Raw genomic sequence first — 20768 nt, 5'->3', positions numbered from 1 at the left:
CGGAGAGATCCCCATGCGTACGAAATTCAATCAAACCGCCCTGGCTGCTCTGGCTGCCTTGGCCGGCCTGGCCGCTGCACCGGCCCAGGCCTGGAACACCTTGGACGGCAATGCCCCCTTGGTGATTGCCCACCGTGGCGCCTCGGGCTATCTGCCTGAGCACACGCTGGAAGGCTATGCCAAGGCGATCCAGCTGGGTGCCAACTACATCGAGCCCGATCTGGTGATGACCCGCGACGGCATCCTGGTCGCCCGTCATGAGCCGGTGATCGGCGATTCGACCAATGTGCGCTCGCTGGCCCAGTTCGCCGACCGCATGACCACCAAGACCATCGACGGCGTTAAGTACGAGAACCAGTACTTCGTCGAGGACTTCACCTTGGCCGAGCTCAAGACCCTGGGCGCCATGCAAACCCGCGCCGGCCGCCCGACCGAGTTCGATGGCCAGTTCAAGGTCCCGACTCTGGACGAGGTGATCGCCCTGGCCAAGGCCAAGAGCATCGAGACCGGCCGCACCATCGGCATCTATCCCGAACTCAAGCACTCGACGTATATGCAAGGCGTGTCGCAGAGCCTGGGTTTCGGCAAGACTTACTTCGAAGACAAGCTGGTCTCGACCCTGCATGCCGCCTACGGCAACACGGGCTCGGCTCCGGTCTTCATCCAAAGCTTTGAAGTCAGCAATCTGCAGTACCTGAACACCAAGACGGACATCAAGTTGGTGCAGCTGGTCGATGCCGACGACGTCAATGCCGACGGTTCGATGTCTCTGGTGGCACCTTACGACCGCCCCTTCGATGTGGCCGTGCGCAATGGCAAGCTGACCTTTGCCGATCTGGTCAGCAATGTCGGCCTGTCCTTCGTCGCGACCTACGCCGACGGCGTCGGCCCCTGGAAACCCTATCTGCTCAAGACCGTGGACGATGGTATCGACCGCAACGGCGATGGTGTGGTCAATGGCAAAGACCGCCGTGTCGACGGCAGCACCGGCGTGATCGAAGCGGCCCATGCCAATGGCCTGTTCGTGCACACCTGGACCTTCCGCAACGACGCCTCCATGCTGGGCTTTGACAACCCCCAGAAGGAAATGGAAGCCTATCTGAAGCTGGGCGTGGACGGCATCTTCACCGACTTCACCGACACCGGCGTCGCTGCAGTCGCTTCCGTCCCCGAGCCGCAAACTTATGCGCTGCTGCTCAGCGGCCTTGGTGTGATCGGCTGGCTGGGTCGCCGCCGCAAGGTCTGACCCCCGGCGCTGCAGCCGCAGCACCCGCCGACGAAACCGCCCCGCTGATCCCGGGGCGGTTTTTTTATGCCGGCAGGGTGCCGCTTCGCTTCACCATCCTGAACCTAGGGGTTTCGTCCGCTCCGCATGTCGCCCAAGATGGCCGCCGGCTCCGCGTCGCCCACCTGGGCGGGACTGCTGGCCACCCCTCAGCAACATTGTTCAGGAGACAACAACCATGGCCAGCAAAACCCGCGCCGCGTCCAAGACTCCGGCCGCCGCCGCCAAGCCCTTTCCCATGCCCAAGCCCAAGGCGGCGTCCTTGCACATCGGCCTCAATGCCGTCAGCCCGACGGCTTATGGCGGTTGGAGTGGCCCTCTGGCGGCTTGCGAATTCGATGCCAATGACATGGCGGCGATCGCCAAATCCAAAGGCATCGCCAAGCCATCGGTGCTGCTGACCAAGAAGGCCACCCGCGCCGCCGTGCTGGCGCAGATGCGTGCAGCCGCCAAGACGCTGAAGTCGGGTGATTTTTACCTGCTCAGCTACTCAGGCCATGGCGGCCAGGTCGGCGATGCCAATGGCGACGAGCCTGACAAGAAGGACGAGACCTGGTGTCTCTTTGACGGCCAGCTGATCGACGACGAGCTGTATTTCGAGCTCAGCCGCTTCGCCGCCGGCGTGCGCATCCTGGTGCTGTCCGACAGCTGCCACAGTGGCAGCGTCACCCGAGCCTTCCCCGCGCCGCCGCCGCCGGCCGACCAGCGCCCCAAGCTCATGCCCGAAGAAGTGGCCAACCGCGTCTACCGCGAGCACAAAGCCTTCTACGACAAGCTGCAGAACGAGGTGCTGGCGGCTGCGACCAAGGTCGCGGTGGACCCCGATGCCGCCCTGGCCCTGGTGGGTGCCGCCGCGCACGCCACCGCCTTGGTCGGAGCTTTCGGCCCGTCCGTGGTCTTGATCTCGGGCTGCCAGGACAACCAGACCTCCATGGACGGCCCTCACAACGGCGCCTTCACCGGCCAGCTGCTCAAGGTCTGGAACAACGGCGCCTTCACTGGCAACTACTCGAGTTTCCATGCCCGCATCCGCGCCGGCTTGCCGCCCAGCCAATCGCCCAATCTCTTTGTGCTCGGTGCCGCCGCCAGCTTCCTGGCGCAGAAGCCTTTCACTGTTTGAGCCGAGTCGGAGCCCGCCATGCCTGCTGCCAAGATCTCCCTCCACCTCAGTGCGCGCGCTGCCGCCCAGGCGCAGCTGCCGCAGCTGCTGAACCCGGCTACGCGCGCGGCCGGCACCGCCCAGGAGCAGGCCGATGTGTTCTTGCCCGAGGGTTATCTGCAGCCTCTGGCCAGCTACGAGCTGAGCCCGGCGGCGCGCAGCAGTGCGGCCGCTGCAGCGCCGCAGCGCAGCGATCTGGCGCCCGAGACCTTGCTTCTGATCGAGCTGGCCGATGGCAGCAGCTTGATCACCAGCGTCGCGCGTCTGCAGCAGAGCCTGCAGCTCAGCCACCCCGAGTTGCTGGACCCCGAGACCGGGGCCATCTTGCTGGAGCAGCTGCGCCAGCAAGGCGCTGCACCCAGCCGCGGCCTGGGCGAGGCGGCCGGTGGCCTGATCAGCAAGGTCTTCAGCATTGTGGCCGGCGACAAGCCTGACGCCATCATCCAGCTGGCCCTGAGCAAGCTGGCAGACAAGGCCGAGCTGGGTGTCAGTTGGGCCGGCACACGCGCCCTGATGTGGGCGATCGAGAGCCAGCTGGACCAGGAGCCCGGCCTCTACCGCTGGGTCTCCGCCACGGGCAAGGCGCAAGACCTGGCCCCCAGCGGGCTCGATCTGAAAAAGCCGGTCGATCCGGCCACCGCCAAGCCCCTGCTGGTCTTCGTTCACGGCACAGGCTCCAGCACCTTGGGCAGCTTTGGCGAACTGCGCAGCGGTGACCGCGACCTCTGGGGGGCACTTGAGGCGCGCTTCCCCGGCGGTATCTTCGGCTTCGAGCACCGCACGCTGTCCGAGAGTCCGATCGAGAACGCCATTGCTCTGGCGAGCTCTTTGCCCATCGGTGCCCATGTCAACCTGGTGTCGCATTCACGCGGCGGCTTGGTGGCCGACCTGCTCTGTCTGGGTGATTTCGACCGCCTGATCGAGCATTACGCCTATGCTTTCGAGGGCATGGGTGTGGCCGATGAAGAGGAGAACCGTCGCATCCGCGGCGAGCTCGACACGGCCCATGCCGAGCAGCGCGAGCAGCTGCGCACCCTGGCCACCGTGCTGCGCAAGCGCCGCCTGGTGGTGCAGCGTTATGTGCGCGCCGCCTCGCCGGCCAGCGGCACCAAGCTGGCCAGTGGCAACTTCGATGTTTTCCTGTCCGGCCTCTTGAGTCTGATCGGCCGCGTGCCGGTGTTTTTCGGCAGCCCCTTGTACTCGGCCTTCAAGCGCGTGGTGATCGAGATCGCCAAGAACCGCACCGATGCCCACTTGGTGCCCGGCATCGAAGCCATGCTGCCCGACTCGCCGTTGGCGCGGTTGCTGCGTGAATCGCCGGTGCGGCCGGGCACGCAGATGGCGGTGATTGCCGGCGACATCGAGGGCGGCAGCCTGCTGCGCCGGCTCGGCGTGATGCTGACCGACTACCTGCTATTCGACATGGACGACAACGACCTGGTCGTCAATACCAGCGCCATGCTGGCTGGCGTCGCGCCCAAGTTCGATGCCCGCGTGCTGTTCGACCGCGGCGCCGATGTCTCGCATTTCCGCTACTTCGTCAATGCCGACACGCGCGGCGCTTTGCGTGACTGGCTGACCCATGCCGAGCCTGCCAAGCTGCCAGCCTTCCATGCGCTGCCGGATCAGGCAGGCTTTGCCGCGGCCATGGCCGCCGCCCTGGAGGCGAGTGCCAGCCGTGCGGTCGGCGCTGACCTTCGGCCCATCGTCGTGGTGCTGCCTGGCGTGATGGGCTCGCATCTGCGTGCCGGGCCCAAGGACCGAGTCTGGTTCGACCCGCTGGACATCGCCGCTGGCGGCCTCACGAAGCTGGCCTGGCAGGACAGCGGAGCCGGCGTCGAGGCCGACGAACTGTTCGCCATGTTCTACGGCAAGCTTTGCGAGCAACTGGCTTCCAGCCACCGGGTTGAGCCTTTCCCCTACGACTGGCGCCAGCCGCTCGATGTGCTGGCCGAGCGCCTGGGCGAGTTCCTCGACCGGCTGTTGAAAGAGAGCGATCAGCCCATCCGCCTGCTGGCCCACAGCATGGGCGGCCTGGTGGTGCGTGCCTGCATCCACAAGCGCCGCGCCGTCATGGACGCGCTGATGGCCCGCGAGGGCGCCCGCCTGCTGATGCTGGGCACGCCGCACCAGGGCGCGCATTCCATGGTCGAGAACCTGATCGGCAAGGGCGACACCTTGCGTACCTTGGTGCGCCTGGACATGGCGCACAACATGCAGGATGTGCTGGACATCATTGCCGGTTTCCGCGGCGCGCTGCAGCTGCTGCCCAAGCCCGGCTTTGTCGACACCTTCCAGGGCCTGCCCGAGGGCGGCGCCAGCTTGGCTTACCAAAAGGCCGAAACCTGGACCGAGCTGAAAGGCCTGGTGCGCGATTTCTGGTTCGGCAAGGGCCGCGCCGGCACGCCGCCGCAGCCCGTGCTGGACGCCGCCAGCTGGCTCTGGCAGCAGGATGGCCTGGCCCAGCCCAGCCTCCCCGCGGCCTACACCGCCAAGAGCATCTACATCTTCGGCCAGGCGCCCAACACCCCTTGCGGCATCCGCATCGAAGGCGCGGGCGAGTCGCGCCGCCTGAAGATGGTGGGGACGACACGCGGGGATGGCACGGTCAGCTGGGATTCCGGCCGCATCGGCGGCATCGGCCGCTTTTTCTACATGCCGGTGGCCCATGGCGACTTGACCGCCAGCGCCGCCCACTTTGGTGCCTTGGTCGAGCTGCTGACCTCGGGCCACACGGCCCGTCTGGCCGTCAACCCGCCGGCGCAGCGCGCCATCGAGCTGGCCACGCCCATCCACTACGACGCCGGCCCGCCGAGCGCCGAAGACCCTGACGCCTTGCTGCGCGGCTTGCTCGGGGCCTCCTCGCGCGACCGCGTGCCGGCCCGCACCAAGCGCCGCCTGGAGGTGCAGGTGCGTGCCATGGACCTGCGCTTTGTCACCGACCCCATTTTGGTGGGCCATTACGAGCGCGACCCGATTGCCGGCGCCGAAAGCCTGATCGACCGCGAGCTGCTCAATGGCGAGCTCAGCGAGCGCCACAGCCTGGGCCTGTACGCGGGCGGCCGTGGCACGGCCACGGTGGTGCTGCGCGTGCCCGGCGACGCCGAGCGCCGGCGCGGTCATCTCAGCGGCGCGGTGGTGACCGGCCTGGGTTCCTACGACCGGCCGCTCAACCCGGCCGATCTGACCGAGGCGGTGCGCACCGGGGCGCTGCGCTACCTGCTGCAGGTCATCGATGTGCTGGGCAAGGGCGAGCGTGAACTGCCCCTGGCCAGCCTGCTGCTGGGCTATAACTCCTCGGCCAATCTGACCGTGGCCGCATCGGTCGAGGCCCTGGTGCGTGGCGTGATGGAGGCCAACGCGCGCTTCTTCGCCACCACCGGCCTGAACATCCGCATCGGCCGCCTGGACCTGATCGAGCTCTACCTCGACACCGCCATCAGCGCCACCTATGCCTTGCGCCAGCTGAGCGCGCCACTGAGCGCCCAGGCCGAGCGACAGGGAACGGCCCTGCTGTGCCGCCCCGAGCTGGCCCAGGGTGAGGGCTGGCGCTCACGCCTTTTCGATGCCGGCAGTGCCAGCTACTGGCCACGCCTGATCATTGCCGATGCTGACCGCAACCCCGATGCGCCGGCGCCGCAGGGCTCTGGGGCGGCGCCCCTGGCCCGGCGCCTGCGCTACACCTATGTCGGCCAGCGTGCGCGGGCTGAATCGGTGGCGCTGCAGCGCCAGCCGGGCCTGGTCGAACAACTGGTCAGCCAGCAGATCGGCAACCCGAGCTGGAACGAGGACTTCGGGCGCCTGCTGTTCCAGCTGATGGTGCCGCATGATTTCAAGGACGCGGCGCGGCAGTTGGACCGGGTGGTGCTGGTGGTTGATGCCTACACCGCCAATCTGCCCTGGGAGCTGCTGCTGGCCGACGACCCCGAGCGGCCGGCCGAAGAAAAGCTGCCCCTGGCCCTGCGCACGGCGGTGGTGCGCCAGCTGGTCGCGCCGCGCTTCCGCAATGTGGTGCGCCAGGGCAGCGGCCGCCGCGCCCTGGTGATTGCCAACCCCAGCAGCGAAGGCTTTGCCAAGGGCTTCCCGCGGATCGGCGGCCAGCCCAGCGGCACGCCGCCCGACCTGCCCGGTGCCGAAGCCGAAGGCAATCAGACGGCGGCCTTGTTGAGCCGCATCGGCTACGAGGTCGAGCCCCTGGTGGGCAACTGGCTGCGCGCCAGCGATGTGCTGGCCAAGCTCTACAGCCGGCCCTGGCGCCTGCTGCACATCTCGGCTCACGGTGTCTTCAATCTCGTTCATGCCGACGGCCGGGCTCGCAGCGGCGTGCTGCTGTCCGACGGCCTGCTCATCACCGCGGCCGAAATCGACGCGATGGAGACCGTGCCCGAGTTGGTGTTCCTGAACTGCTGCCACCTCGGCCAGGTGGACCCGGCGGCCAAGGGCCAGGGCAGTAACAAGCTGGCTGCCAGCGTGGCGCGTGAGTTGATCGAGATCGGCGTGCGCTGCGTCATCGTCGCAGGCTGGGCCGTCAACGACGAGTCGGCGCGGCGCTTCGGCGAGGTCTTCTACGAACAGCTGCTCTTGCGCCGCCAGAGTTTCGGCGACGCCGTCTTTCGCGCCCGACGCGCGGTCTGGGACAGCCGCCCCGAGGACATCACCTGGGGCGCCTTCCAAGCCTATGGCGACCCGGGCTGGGTGGCTGAGCCTGCCGGTCAGGCGCAGGGCTATGGTGGCGGTGATGGCGAGCCCGGCAGCGATGGCCCGCCGGCCTATGTCTCGCCCGAGGAGCTGCTTGACGAGCTGGCGCGGCTGCGCGCCGAGTTGTCGCGCCGTCGCGAGCCCCTGAGCGAGGGCGAGCTGGCCGCTTTGGGTCAGCAGGTGCGCACGTCTCTGGCGCAGCGCTGCTCGCCCGCTTGGCTGCAATTGCCGCAGTTGCAGTCGGCCCTGGGCAAGACCTGGATGGAGCTGGGCCAGCTGGGCCTGGCCCGCGAGGCCTTGCTGCTGGCCGTGCAATCGGTGGATCGCGCCGGCGCCGTGCCGATCTCGGATCTGGAAAAGCTGGTCGATGTGGAAACCCGGCTCGGCGAGGCCGAGGCGGTGGCCGCGTGGTCGGCCGGCAAGCCGCTGGACGGTCCTGGCAGCGCGCTGATCGAGCTGGCCCTGCAGCGCCTGGATGGCCTGGATGCTTTGCTGGCTGGGCCGCAAGTCGAGGCCCAGCCCCCGGCCAGCCACAGCGAACGCACGGCCTTGCGCGGCAGCGCTTGGCAGCGCCTGGCGGGCCTGCAGGCCCGCCGCCTGCTCAGCGCGCGCCTGGACCCGGCCCAGAGTGATGAGGCGGCTCGCCTGATGAACCTAGCCTTGCAGCGCAGCGTGGCGGCTTACCATGCCGGTGAGGGCCAGCCGGGGAGCGAGAGCTTCAGCCCCTGCCATGCGCTCTACCGCCTGGCGCTGGATGCGCTGACCGATTGGCAAAGCCCGGCCCAGCGCGAAGCGGCCATCGCTCTGGCCCAGCAATGCCGCAGCAACGCCGCGCAGAGGTTCGCCATCGAGCCCAGCCCCTGGGACTTGCTGATCCAGCCCGAGGCTTTGTTGGTCGAGCGCCTGCTGGACGGCAGCCTGGGCCGGGACGGCGAGGACGGGCGGCGCGCCTATGAGGACCTGGCCGCCACATATCTGGAGGCTTTGCAAGGTGTGACGGCCCGGCCGGCGCAGCTGGAGGCCATGGTCAAGCGCCTGGAGCGCCTGGCCCGCTTCCATGAGGCCCTGGCCTTGGTGCAATTCCATGATGGCGCGCTCGAACGCACGGCCGCGCATCTGGCTGAGCTGGCCGCACGCCTGCTGCCAGGTCGGGCCATGGCCAGCGAGCGAGCCCCGACGGCCACTCCGGACGATGCCGTGCTCAAGCCGGCCGGCGGTGCGGTGAAACGGGCGGCCAAGGCGGGGGGGGAAGCGGGCGGGAAGGCCACTGTGAAGGCGCCCGGCAAGGCCTCCGGGAAGGCGAGCGTGACAGCCACTCCAAGGGCCACTCCAAGGGTCGCGGCCAAGACCGTCAAGTCGCGCCGCCGCTGAAAACCCGCCTTATCGAGGCGGGCGGAACTGTATACACTTTGCCCACTCGTCGCAGCGGAGCGCTGCCGTCCCAGCGTGCAGCCTCGGCTGCACGAGGCGCCGGCAGAGGAGTCGGGCCAGGCATTGCGCTGGCCCCACGCGACAGGGATTGCAGCTCACAGCGCCCGCCTGTGGTGAGCCGCCTTGTGGACTCGGAATCGCTCGCATGGACTTTCTTTCGCCCGCCTATCTGCTGGATTGGGCCGCTTTGCTGCTGCGCTGGTTGCATGTCATCGTCGGCATCGCCTGGATAGGCGCCTCCTTCTACTTCGTCTGGCTGGACAACCATTTGCGCAAGCCCAGCTCGCCCGAGCTGCTGGCGCGCGGTGTGGACGGCGAACTCTGGGCCGTCCACGGTGGCGGCTTCTACAACCCGCAGAAGTACATGGTAGCGCCGCCCAATCTGCCGCAGCAGCTGCACTGGTTCTACTGGGAAAGCTACTGGACCTGGATCAGCGGCTTTGCGCTCTTTGTTCTGCTCTATCTATTCAATGCCAACACCTATCTGATCGATGCCCGCGTGCATGACTGGACCGCGCCGGCCGCTGTGGCCGCGGCCCTGGGTTTCCTGGTCTCGGGCTGGCTGGTCTATGACCAGATCTGCCGCCGTTTCGGCCACAAGGCCGACGGCAGCATCGGCAACGACGCGCGGGTGCTGGGCTTGATCGCCATCTTCATTGCTGCGGCGACCTGGGCGGCCTGCCAGCTCTTTGCCGGCCGGGCGGCTTTTCTGATCATCGGCGCCATGATGGCCACCATGATGAGTGCCAATGTGCTGGTCTGGATCATCCCGGGGCAGAAGCGGGTGATCGCCGAGATGCGCGCCGGCCAGGCAGTGAACCCGGTGTTCGGCCAGCGCGGCAAGCAGCGCAGCGTGCACAACACCTACTTCACGCTGCCGGTGCTGATTGCCATGCTGTCCAACCACTACGGCATGCTCTACAGCCACGCGCACAACTGGCTGGTGCTGATCGCGCTGATGGTGGTCGGTGTGCTGGTGCGGGTGTTCTTCGTCAAGCGCCACAAGGGCGAACAAGCCTGGGGCCTGGTGGCCGGCGCCCTGGCGGTGCTGGCGGCGCTGATCGTCTGGATGGCACCGGCCAAGCCAGCCGCTTCACCGCTTGCCGCTGCCGCTGCCGCGCCCAGCATGGCTGAGGTGCAGGCCGTCATCACCCAGCGCTGTGTGCTCTGCCATAACGCCGAACTCGCACAGAAAGGCATTCAGCTGCACAGCCCCGAGCTGATCCGACAGAATGCCCAGGCCATTTACCAGCAGGCCGTGGTGCAACAGCTCATGCCCATGAACAACGCGACCCAGATCAGTGCCGAAGAGCGTGCCTTGCTGGGCCGTTGGTTCGAGGCGGGCGCTCAGCCCTGAGGCCGCCGCTCTGATGTTTGCCGACCCCAAGGCCTTGCTGCGCCAGCTCTACGACGCTGCCGTGGCGCGTGCCTTGCCGGCGCAGCATCTGGCGGCGTTTTTGCCGACCGCGCCGCCGCGCGGCCGTACTTTGGTGCTGGGCGCCGGCAAGGCCGCCGCTGCCATGGCCCAGGCGCTCGAGGCGGCCATTCAGGCGCAGTGGCCGGCCGAGGCTCCGGTCTCGGGTCTGGTGATCACGGCCTATGGCCACCGCCCGCCCGGCTATCGGCCGCGCCGGCTGGAGCTGTTGGAGGCGGCGCATCCGGTGCCCGATACCGCTGGCGAGGCCGCTGCCGGGCGCATGCTGGCCCTGGCCCGGGGCTTGAGCGCCGACGATCTGGTGATCTGCCTGATCTCGGGCGGCGGCTCCTCCCTGCTCAGCCTGCCGGCGCCGGGGCTGAGCCTGGCCGACAAGCAGGCGCTGAACCGGGCCCTGCTGCAGAGCGGCGCCTCCATCAGCGAGATGAATTGCGTGCGCAAGCACCTGTCGGCCATCAAAGGGGGGCGGCTGGCTGTGGCTTGCGCACCTGCGCAAGTCCTGACCCTCTTGATCAGCGATGTGCCCGGCGACGACCCGGCCGTGATCGCCTCGGGCCCGACCGTGGCCGACGCCAGCCGCTGCCAGGATGCGCTGGCCATCTGCGCACGCTACGGCTTGCACCTGCCGGCCGCCGCGCGCGCTGGCCTGGAGTCGGGGGCCTTCGAAACGGTCAAGGCCTCGGAGCCCTTCTGGGCGCAGCATTCCTTGCACATGCTGGCCACGCCTCAGCACAGCCTGGAAGCGGCAGCCGAGGCCGCGGCCGCCCTGGGTCTGCGCGCCCACATCCTCAGCGATGCCATGGAGGGCGAGGCGCGCGAGGTGGGTCGGGTTCATGCGGCGCTGGCGCTCGCCGTGGCCCGGCGCGGCCAGCCCTTTGCCAAGCCCTGTGTGCTGCTGTCAGGCGGCGAGACCACGGTCAGCTTGGCCGCGTCGCCGCCTGGGTCGGCCGTTGCCTTGAACAGACAGAGCGGGCAGGGCGGTCGCGCCACCGAGTTCCTGCTCGGCTGTGCTATCGCCCTGGACGGCGAGCCCGGCGTGTTCGCGCTCTCGGCCGACACCGATGGCATCGACGGTGTCGGCGACAACGCCGGTGCCTTCCTGACGCCCAGCAGCCTGGCACGAGCCCGCGCCCTGGGCCTGAACGCCCAGGCCGAGCTCGACGCCCACAACGCACGCGGCTTCTTCGCGCCCTTGGGTGACCTGCTGGTGACCGGGCCCAGCCACACCAATGTCAATGACTTCCGGGCCTTGTTGATTTTCTGAGGCAGCGGGCGGCGAGGGCGGCATCTGTTGACCTTGCTCAAAGACAAGAACGAGCATCTGGCCGACATTGGCAGCCAACCCCTGCTGCTCATGACAACGCTCATCTTGGACAAGGTCCTCACCCCCGCTGCCCATCCGCCTGCCGCCGCACCCCTGGTGCCGGCTTCGGTCTGGTCCACGCTGTTCGGCCCGCCGCGTCTGGCGGCCGATGAGCTGCGCGGCTTGCAGGAGCTGGCCCAGGTGCGCAGCCTGTGCAGTGGCGCTTGCGTCTTCAAACGCGGCGAATCCGCCGACACTTTGTTGGCCGTGCTTGAGGGTGCGGTGGGCCTGGGTGCCCATGCGCCCGGTGCACCGGGGTCGGCCACGCAATTCCATCTGGAGCGTGCGGTCCATGGCCCGCAGTGGCTGGACAACAGCAGTGCCTGGCTGGAAAAAGGCCGCAGCCAGGATGCCCAGGCCTTGATGTCGGCGCGTCTGCTGGAACTGCCCGTCAGCGGCGTGCGGGTGCTGCTGACACGGCACCCGGTGATGAGCGAGCGCCTCTTGCAGTGTCTGGCCCAGTCGGTGCAGAACCTGACCGGCGCTGCCCATGATCTGATGGCCAAGGACGCACAGAAGCGCTTGGCCACCTGGCTGCTGCAACGCAGCCCGGCCAGCGGCGAAGAAGTGGCCTTGCGCGAACGCAAGCGCGAGCTGGCCGCCCAACTGGCCATCACGCCCGAGACCTTGTCGCGGCTCTTGCGCCAGCTGATGAGCGCGGGCCTGATCGAGGTGCGCGGCTACACCATCAAGCTGCTCAATCTGGCCGCTTTGCAGACCCTGGCCCAGGGTTGACGGGCGCCACCCCGCTGCGCTCGCAGCGAGTGTTGGCTGCAAGTTGAAAGCACCGGCTTCGCGGTGCATTTGCTGGCTTTGATCCCTGCTGCGGCTCCCTTAGACTGCAAGCGTGCCCAGGCCCCAGAACACGCTAGGAGACCAATGTGACCGCAGCAGCCATGGCAGCCGCCGAAAAGTTTTTCGAGAAGAACAACGCCCTGCCCACCATGCCCGAGGTGGCCAGCCGATTGATACGCAGCTTTGACGACGAGAACATCAGCTTGGCGGCCATCGCCGACCTGATCGGCAAGGATGCCGCGCTCGCCGCCAAGGTGCTGCGCCTGGCCAACTCGGCCCGCTACAGCCCCTCGCATCAGATCTCCAACCTCAGCGACGCCGCCGCGGCCCTGGGCATGGAAACGCTGCGCAATCTGTCGTTGGCAGCCTGTCTGTCCAATGCCTTCCCGGTGGTCAAGGGTCTGGACCGCACCGCGTTCTGGCGCCACAGCATCGCCACGGCCGCCTATTCCCGCATCCTCAGCCGCATGTTGCAGCTGGACGCCGACACTGCCTACCTGGCCGGCCTGATGCTGCGCACCGGCCAGATGCTGATGGCGCTGCGTGACCCGGAGCTGGTCGCCGATGTCGAGGCCCATGCGGCCGAGCCGGGCAGCCGCTTTTCGCTGGAGATGCATCGCTTCGGTTGCACCCATGCCGACGTGACCGCCTGCCTGGCCCTGCATTGGCACTTCCCTGCGCCCATGATCGAGGCCTTCAAGGACGCCGACACGCCGATGGAGATCCGGCCCTTCTCGCTGATGGCTGCGGTGCTGCATCTGGCCGAAGTGCTGGCAGACGCGGCCGAGCACCATGACAACCCCAGCCAGGCGCTGCTGGTGGCGGTGCCGGAATTGGTCGAGCACCTGCATCTGGACCTGGCCTTCCTGGAAGCCAAGATCACGGCCGCCGGCGATGTGACCAGCGATGTGGAGCAATTGCTCAACTAGCAAGACCTGACCCTTCCCGCTGCAAAACAGGCCGCGATCGCCACGATCGTGGCCTGTTTTTCTTGATCCGGCCGATCCTCATGGGGCCACTTGCGGCAGGGTGCGGTCGTTTGCTGAGACTTGAATACGAACGCAGAGTGCGCGGAGGACCGCAGAGGTCGCGGAGAAGAGAGCAGGATTTCTAGTCTCAGCGTCCTCTGCGGTCCTCTGCGGTCCTCAGCGAGCTCTGCGTGCTGAAACTTCTTCGCGAACCACCGCTCGGTGCCGATTCCTGCCACGCAGGCCGCAGCGCTGATGCGAAAATCTGTGGTTTGCTGTCATCAAATTGTCATAAATCAGCACAAGTCCTTGTTGACACGGGCAAAATCCCGCCGCACCGCAGGTCCCCATTTTCAGTTCCCAGGAGTCATCGATGTTCAGTAGCCTGATGCCACAACGCAGGGAGTTCTATGAGCTTCTTGCCGCGCACTCAGACCGTGTGGTCGCCGGAGCCAATGCCATGTTGCGCCTGGTCAACTGCCTCGGCGAGCGCAACCAGGATGTGGCGGCGCTGGCCCAAGAGGTTGATCAGAACGAGAAGAGCGCCGACAAGATCAAGGCAGCCTTGATCCAGCTCTTGCACAAGTCCTTCACGACGCCGATCAACCGCGACCAGATCCACACCCTGACCATCGAGATCGACCAGGTCATCAACGCCCTGCGTCGCGTGGCCCAGGCCGTCGAGATGTACAACATCAAGGACTCCACGGTCGAAGGCCGTGAAATGGCCTCCCTCGGTGCCGATGCCTGCCTGCGCCTCAATCAGGCCGTCAGCCTGCTCGGCGACAAGAAGCGCACCGGCGACATCATCGAGCTGTGCAAGCAGATCGAGGTCATCGAATCCAAGGGAGACCGCATCGAACGCAGCGCCGTGACCCGTTTGTTCGAGGCCGGCGGCAGCCCCTGGATCGCCATGAAGATGCGCGAGTTCTACGGTCTGCAGGAAGACGTGCTGGACCGCTGCGAAGACGCCGCCAAGACGATTGAAGAAATCCTGATCGAGAACTCCTGAGGACATGTCATGGAAGGATTAACGATCAGCATCTGGGTGCTGGGCCTGCTTATTTTTGTGGCCCTGGCATTCGACTTCATGAATGGCTTCCACGATGGCGCGAACTCGATTTCGACCATCGTCGCCACCGGCGCTCTGACACCCAAGCAAGCCGTGGCCTTTGCGGCCTTCTTCAACTTTGCGGCCATTTGGGTGTTCCAGCTCAAGGTGGCCGCCACCATCGGCAAGGGCACGGTGGACCCGAGCTTTGTCGACCACTACGTGATCTTCGGTGCCCTGATGGGCGCGCTGATCTGGAACATCATCACCTGGTACTACGGCATCCCCTCGTCCTCGTCCCATGCTCTGGTCGGCGGCCTGATCGGCGCCACCATGATCAAGGCCGGTTCGGGCGCGCCCATCGTCTGGAGCGGTTTCGGCAAGATTCTGGCCTTCATCGTCATTTCGCCCTTTGTCGGTTTCATGCTGGGCGGCTTGCTCATGGTGGCGGTCGCCTGGGCCTTCCGCAACCGTTCGCCGCATCAGGCGGGGCGTTGGTTCAAGAACGCCCAGCTGGTCGCCGCGGCCGCCTACAGCCTAGGCCATGGCGGTAACGATGCACAGAAGACCATTGGCATCATCTGGCTGCTGTTGATCTCGGCCGGCGCAGCCACCACCGATGTGCACACCTTGCCCAACTGGGTCATCTACTCCTGCTACATCGCCATCGCTTGGGGTACGTATCTGGGTGGCTGGCGCATCGTCAAGACCATGGGCACCAAGATCACCAAGCTGAACTCGGTCAGCGGCTCCTGCGCGTCCATGGGCGGCGCCATCAGCCTGGGTCTGGCCACATTGGGCGGCATTCCGGTGTCCACCACCCACACCATCACCGGCGCCATCGTCGGCGTCGGTGCGGCGCAGGACGTCAAGGCGGTGCGCTGGGGCGTGACCTTCAATCTGGTCGTGGCCTGGGTGCTGACGATTCCGGCCTCGGGTCTGATTGCAGCGCTGTTCTGGTACATCGGCCGCGGCCTCCTCTGATGCCTTGCCGCACGCCGACTCCGAATGAGATTCTGAAATGAGCAGCCACCTGACCCCCAAACGCAACGCCTTCTTCGAACTGCTGGCCTCGCACACCACCCGCATGGTGGCCGGTGGCAATGCCACCTTGCGCCTGATCACCGGCCTGGGCCAGCCCGGCGCTCAGACCCTGGAGCTGATCGAGGAGGTGCATGAGTACGAGACCAGCGCCGACAAGATCCTCCAGGACTTGATCCGCCTGCTCTACGAGAGCTTCACCACCCCGATCAACCGCGACCAGCTGCACACCCTGGCACTTGATCTGGACCGTGTGCTCGACGAGCTGCAGCATGTCTGCAATGCCGTGGGCGCCTACCGGATCAACGAGACCACCCAGGAAGCGCGCGCCATGGCGACCCTAGTGGCCGACGCCTGCTTGCGCCTGGACCGCGCCGTGCTGGCGCTGCCGGACAAGACCCGTGGCCAGGAGACCCTGGACCTGTGCAAGGAGATCGACCGCATCGAGCATGAAGTCGACACCTTGCGCAAGAGCGCCATCAAGACCATGTTCGAGCAAGAGGGTGATGACGCCGCCGCTTGGCGCGCCATCAAGCTGCGCGAGCTCTACTCTCTGCTGGAAACGGTCATGGAAGCCTGCAAGCGGGCCGCCGGCACGATCGAGGAAATCCTGATCGAGAACGCCTGACTTTCCGGGTGGGAGGGGTGGCGCGCAGGCCTGCCGCAGCGCCATCCCCCTAAGCTGAATGAGGTCCCGGGTGCGCTGAGCCTTTCGCCCCATCTGCCAATTCCGTCACAATGCCGTCGCCCCCGAACAGGGGCGATTTTTATTTGTGGAGGGAGAGGGGCGTGAATTCGGCCGACCATGTGCACCTGCTGCGCCTGAACGAGCAGGCCAGCCGCGATGAACCTGAGCGTTATCGCCGCCGCGTGCTGCGCTTTGCCCTGCTGGGCTATGGCGCGGTGTTGCTGTGCGCGTTGCTGGGCCTGGCCGGCTTGTTGACGCTGGCCTGGCATTTGCAGCAAGGCGGGCGGCCGGGCGCCTGGATGGTCTGGTTGGGCCTGGGCTGCCTCGGCCTGCTGTTCGCGGCCTTGCAAGGTTTGCGTGTGCCCTTCGAGGCGCCTCAGGGCGAGGTGTTGACTGCACAAGACGCCCCCGAGTTGTTTGCCGCCCTGGAGAAAATCCGCGCCAAGGTCGGCGGCCCGCTCTTGCACAAGGTCTGGATCACGCCCGACTTCAATGCCGCCATCGTTCAGCAGCCGCAGTGGCTGGGCCTGCGCCATCGCAACCATCTGATGTTGGGCTGGCCCATGTTGGCCGCCCTGGAGCCGCGCCGCCTGTTCGCCGTGGTCGCCCATGAATACGGCCATCTGCGCGGCGAGCACGGCAAGCTCTCGGCCTGGATCTACCGCACCCGCTTGGCCTGGGCTCGGCTGAGCCGGCGTTACCGCGAAAGCAGCTCGCCGGTCAGCTGGATTTTGGGTGGCTTTGCCGGTTGGTATTTCCCGCGCTTCGATGCGCTCAGCTTCGCCCTGGCGCGCGAGGACGAGTACGAGGCAGACCGCGTCTCTGCCCGCCTGTTCGGCCCCGAGGTGGCCAGCCAGGCTTTGCTGGAGATCGCCATCAAGGCGCAATGGTACGAACAGGAATTCTGGCGCCGCCATTGGCGCCTGTCGCGCCAGCAGGAACAGCCCGCTTTCCATGCCGAGCTGCCGGTCAGCCTGCTGCGCAGCAATGAGCCCGCTTGGCAGCAAGAAGCCTTGCGCCGCGAGTACCGGCGCCTGGCCAACTTTGACGACACCCATCCGGTGCTCAAGGACCGCCTGGCCGGCCTGGCACCCGATGGCCTGCGCCCCGGCCTGCCGCGGCCGCCCGAGCCCTCGGCCGGTCACACCCTGGGTTTGCTGGGCAGCGCCCGCGAACGCATCGCTGCCGCCCTGGATGCGGCCTGGTGGCAGCTCCATGCCGCCGACTGGCGCACCCATGGCGAGCGCCTGCGCCGACTGCATGCGCAGGCCCTGGAGCTGCAGCAGCGTGCCCGGGCCGGCACACAGCCCTTGGTGGCCGATGAATGGCTGCTCTGGGCCGAGGCGGTGGAAGCGCTCAGTGAGCAAGACCCGACCCCCTTGCTCGAACGCGCCCTGAGTCTCGCGCCGCGCCACCCCCTGGTCCTGCGCCGCCTGGCCGCGCGCCACGCGCCCAAGGCCGATCTGCGCGTCGGCGAATGGTTGGAGCAGCTCTACCAGAACCACGAAGACCAGGCTTGGCTGGCCGCGCGCCTGGCGCAAGACTGGATGGATGCCGCCCAAGCGCATGATCAGGTCCTGCCGCCCGAGCAGCGCCGCCTCTGGCGCCAGCGCCTCAGCGACAGTGAGGCCATGGAGCAGAGCGCCTGGGAACGCTTCGTCGAGCTGCAACCCTGGGAGCGCACCCTGACGCCGGATCTCAGCGGCGACCAGCTGCGCGAGCTGCGCGGCGTGCTGCTGCGTGAGGGCGAGGTGCAAGCCGCCTGGGTGGGTGAACAGCAGCTCGACGTCAAACCCGCTCGCCGCCACTTCACCTTCTGGGTGCAGGCCAAGCCGGGCTGGAGCGATGAATCGGCCGATGCCCTGGCCGAACGGCTGTTCCAGGCCTTGCGCGACAGCGAGCTGCCGGGGCGCCTGCGCGTGATGGTGCTGGGCCGCCATGTCGAGCCGGCGCGGCGCAAGGTGCAGGGCGATCTGCTGAGCCTGGTGCAGCGGGGCTGAGGCATGAGCAAGCACGAGGGAGAGGGAGAGGGCGAGGGCGAGGGCGGAGCCCAGCCCCAGCCGCTCAAGCTGCGGCTGGCTTCCTATGTTCTGGGTGTGGTCGGGATGCTGTGGCTGATCTCGGCGCTGACTTCGTTTGCGGTTTCGAGTGTTGCCGCCACGGCCATGGCACTTGGCTGCGGCTGCTCGACCTTGTCCTTGGCCATCGACCCCGCGTCCCTGTTTCGCCCGGTCAGTGCAGCCGAAACGCGCCGTGCGCTCGCCCGTCAGACCAAGGCCGGTGCCGCCCTCTCGAAGGTCGGCCTGGTGTGCATGCTGACAGCCGCTGTGCTCTGGTTGCTGGGCCTCTGAAGCCGGAAGCTGCTCGCCTCAAGGCCTGCCCCTGCCGCTACCGCTGCCTGATACCGGCTCGTATGGATCAGCGATGATCGATGCCATGAACTCTCGCCCCATCCAGGCCCGCAAGCGCCTGCATCTACTGCGCTTGGCTTTGGGCATGCTGCCCCTGGTCTGGCTTTCTGTGTGCAGCGCTGCGGCGCCGACCCAGTTTGTGGCGAGCGGCGGCGAGCCCATCAAGACCCCTTTTGTTCGCAGCTCGGCCTTGCCGGCCACGCTCAGCCTCGATGCTCTGACGCCGGCTGAAATCCGTCAGATCCGCCTGGACCTGTACGCTGAACTTCAGCAGACTGCGCCCTGGCCAGTGGAAGGCATCGATGGCTGCATGGCCTGGTTCTATGTGCGAGCCTCAGCCCGCGCGTCCTGGCAGGCCGTGGGTTTTGCTGTCGACGGCCCCAGCGGCAACAACGCTGCGCTCAAGCTGAACGGCAGCCTCCGTCCTGCCCACTTCCAATACCGAATTCCCACGGACACCGAGCGGGGCTTCTACGGGGCGAAAAGCAAGCCCGGCTTAGGCCCCGGCCGCGGCTCTGCCCGGATCGTCGCATTCCAGCCGCGCGCCAGCTATCGCGAGCTGGCGCAAGCGCGCCTGGCTGAACGGGCCGGAGGCGACCGGCCGGCCCCGGACCGTTTCGAGCCCGAGTCGATGAGCCTGAGCTTGTTGGGCACGGCCAGCCTGCGGGTGCAGGAGGCCAAGATGCCTTGCACCGATCTCAAGACCAGCTGCCGACGCTATGTCTCCGCGCTGGACCAGCCCATGGTTTGGAAAGCCCTGGTTTCGGGCGAGGAGCAGGTGATCGCCCGGGCCGCGGACGCCCCGGCTGAATTGGCCATCGAAGACATGTGCCCCTTCTCGCGCAAAGGCATGGTGGACGACGCCATGAACACCCGGATCGGCGGCGCCGAGCCCGATATGAAGAAATACGGCTTTCGGCGTGTGGAGCCCCTGCGTGTGGTGCTGAAGCGCCATGCCGATGAAGAAGCTCGGAAGTCGGCGAAGCCCTGAGCCCTGAGCCCGAGGGCTGCGGCGGTGGCAGTGGCAGTGGCAGTGGCAGTGGCAATCCCGTTAGCACAGTCCCTGCGCCGCGACAAGCTGCCAGCCCGGACAGAAGACGCTGGGCAGCGGCCTGCCTAGACTGGGTTTGCCAGCTGAGCCCGAGCGCAGAGTCCTGCCTGCATCCTTGAATTCAAGGTTAGGCAGGGGCGTGGCTTTCGGTGATCGGCGGCTCGTCTTCCCACCCTCATCAGTGAAAGCCAAATCGCCATGAAGCTCTCCAAACAGTACCTGCTGATCGCCTTGGCCTCTGCGGCCGCCTTAGCCGCGATGCCAGCCCGAGCGGCAGGCGCAGGCGCCGCGCCGGCCAGCAACTCCTTGCTCTACAGCCATGCGGAGATGTTCAGTTTCGACACCGAAAGCTACCTCCTGGCCCAGGCGCCGGAGCTGGCCCAGTACGCGGAAATCATCTCTCACTGGGCCGGCTACAGCAGCGTCAGCCCGCGCGTGCTGCTGGCCTTGATCGAGCAACACAGCGGCTTGATCAGCCGCTCGGGCCAGCGCGGCGCGACCAACCGCCCCATGGGCAGCTTGTCCAAGCTGAGCGGCTTCAACGCCCAGGTGCGCGATGTGGCCGATCAACTGGCGCGCCGCCTGTACGAGCCTGCCCCGCACGCCGCCGCCGGCGAGTTCGGGAGCGAGGCCGCCGCACCCACACCGCTGCGCGCGCTGCTGTCCAGCTCCAATGGCAGCGAGCAGGAGTTCGCCGCCACCTACCAGCGCCTGTTCGGCCTCAGCTTCGACACCGAGGCCGCCCGCGCTCTGCATGAATCACCCGCCGCCAAGGACGCATCCGCCGCGCCAGACACCAGCCTGGCCGGGCCGCCGGCCGGCTTTCTGCAGTTCCCGTTTCCTATTGGCGACTCTTGGCATGTGGGCGGCGCCCACACCAACACCGGCAGCGGCAACTACCCCATGTCCTCGCTGGACATGAGCAAGGGCGGCGGCTGGGGCAGCAACCAGACGGGCGTGCGGGTTTCGGCCTCGGCAGCCGGCAGTTTCAAACGCCACTCCAGCTGCTTTGCCGAGATCGTGCACAGCGGCGGCTGGTCCACGACCTACTATCACATGGACAAGCTGCAGTACAACACCGGCGCCGCGGTGGCCAAGAACGCCTTCATCGGCAACCCGGCCAACAACCAGGCGCAGGCGCTGTGCAATGGCGGCGCATCAACAGGCCCGCACCAGCACTGGAGTCTCAAGTCCAATGGCGCCTGGCAGCACTTGAACACCGTCAGCCTGGCCGGTTGGACCATCACCGCCACGGGAAGCAGTTATGACACCAACTGCAACCGCTTCTACCTGACCAAGAACGGGGTCAAGAAGTGCTCGGGCTATTTCAGCCAGTGACCCGTTTGCTGCTTCTGCTTCTGCCGCGCCCGCTCGAGCAGCGGGCGCTCCCGC

14 protein-coding genes are annotated in these 20768 nt (G+C 67.0%); all 14 read left to right on the top strand.

What is annotated here, in order from left to right; all coding sequences use genetic code 11:
- Positions 1–13 precede the first annotated feature (13 nt).
- On the top strand, positions 14–1246 hold the full coding sequence (locus tag LNV28_RS21870; RefSeq protein WP_263520269.1) for a glycerophosphodiester phosphodiesterase: 1233 nt from the start codon (positions 14–16) through the stop codon (positions 1244–1246).
- A 217-nt stretch (positions 1247–1463) separates the two neighbouring features.
- The gene (locus tag LNV28_RS21865; RefSeq protein ID WP_263520268.1) at positions 1464–2405 is read left to right on the top strand and encodes a caspase family protein; all 942 of its coding nucleotides are present in this window, start codon (positions 1464–1466) and stop codon (positions 2403–2405) included.
- A gap of 18 nt (positions 2406–2423) precedes the next feature.
- Positions 2424–8513 (top strand): DUF7379 domain-containing protein, encoded by a 6090-nt coding sequence (locus tag LNV28_RS21860; protein WP_263520267.1) that lies wholly within the window; start codon positions 2424–2426, stop codon positions 8511–8513.
- Between the two features lie 205 nt (positions 8514–8718).
- Positions 8719–9930 carry a urate hydroxylase PuuD gene (locus tag LNV28_RS21855; RefSeq protein WP_263520266.1) on the top strand — a complete coding sequence of 404 codons (1212 nt, stop codon included), beginning with the start codon at positions 8719–8721 and terminating at the stop codon, positions 9928–9930.
- 13 nt (positions 9931–9943) lie between these two features.
- Complete coding sequence (locus LNV28_RS21850) at positions 9944–11272, top strand: glycerate kinase type-2 family protein (RefSeq protein ID WP_263520265.1); 1329 nt, start codon at positions 9944–9946, stop codon at positions 11270–11272.
- A gap of 90 nt (positions 11273–11362) precedes the next feature.
- Positions 11363–12106 carry a Crp/Fnr family transcriptional regulator gene (locus LNV28_RS21845; protein ID WP_263520264.1) on the top strand — a complete coding sequence of 248 codons (744 nt, stop codon included), beginning with the start codon at positions 11363–11365 and terminating at the stop codon, positions 12104–12106.
- Between the two features lie 146 nt (positions 12107–12252).
- On the top strand, positions 12253–13095 hold the full coding sequence (locus LNV28_RS21840) for an HDOD domain-containing protein (RefSeq protein ID WP_263520263.1): 843 nt from the start codon (positions 12253–12255) through the stop codon (positions 13093–13095).
- Positions 13096–13507: 412 nt separating this feature from the next.
- Positions 13508–14146: a DUF47 domain-containing protein gene (locus LNV28_RS21835; RefSeq protein WP_263520262.1), complete on the top strand. Its 639-nt coding sequence runs from the start codon at positions 13508–13510 to the stop codon at positions 14144–14146.
- 9 nt (positions 14147–14155) lie between these two features.
- A complete protein-coding gene (locus LNV28_RS21830) occupies positions 14156–15169 on the top strand; it encodes an inorganic phosphate transporter (protein WP_263520261.1) in 1014 nt (337 codons plus the stop codon).
- Positions 15170–15206: 37 nt separating this feature from the next.
- Positions 15207–15854, top strand: coding sequence for a DUF47 domain-containing protein (locus tag LNV28_RS21825; RefSeq protein ID WP_263520260.1), 648 nt, complete (start codon positions 15207–15209; stop codon positions 15852–15854).
- Between the two features lie 161 nt (positions 15855–16015).
- Positions 16016–17914, top strand: coding sequence for a M48 family metallopeptidase (locus LNV28_RS21820; RefSeq protein WP_263520259.1), 1899 nt, complete (start codon positions 16016–16018; stop codon positions 17912–17914).
- Between the two features lie 3 nt (positions 17915–17917).
- Positions 17918–18265, top strand: coding sequence for a hypothetical protein (locus LNV28_RS21815; protein ID WP_263520258.1), 348 nt, complete (start codon positions 17918–17920; stop codon positions 18263–18265).
- 85 nt (positions 18266–18350) lie between these two features.
- Positions 18351–19316, top strand: a complete 966-nt coding sequence (locus LNV28_RS21810) for a hypothetical protein (RefSeq protein WP_263520257.1) — start codon at positions 18351–18353, stop codon at positions 19314–19316.
- A 258-nt stretch (positions 19317–19574) separates the two neighbouring features.
- A complete protein-coding gene (locus tag LNV28_RS21805) occupies positions 19575–20714 on the top strand; it encodes a M23 family metallopeptidase (protein ID WP_263520256.1) in 1140 nt (379 codons plus the stop codon).
- Positions 20715–20768 lie beyond the last annotated feature (54 nt).

This window comes from Paucibacter sp. DJ2R-2, assembly GCF_025717675.1.
Classification (GTDB): Bacteria; Pseudomonadota; Gammaproteobacteria; order Burkholderiales; family Burkholderiaceae_C; genus Paucibacter_A.
The sequence above is the reverse complement of the archived record's forward strand: the minus strand, read 5'-3'. Positions and strand labels throughout refer to the sequence as shown.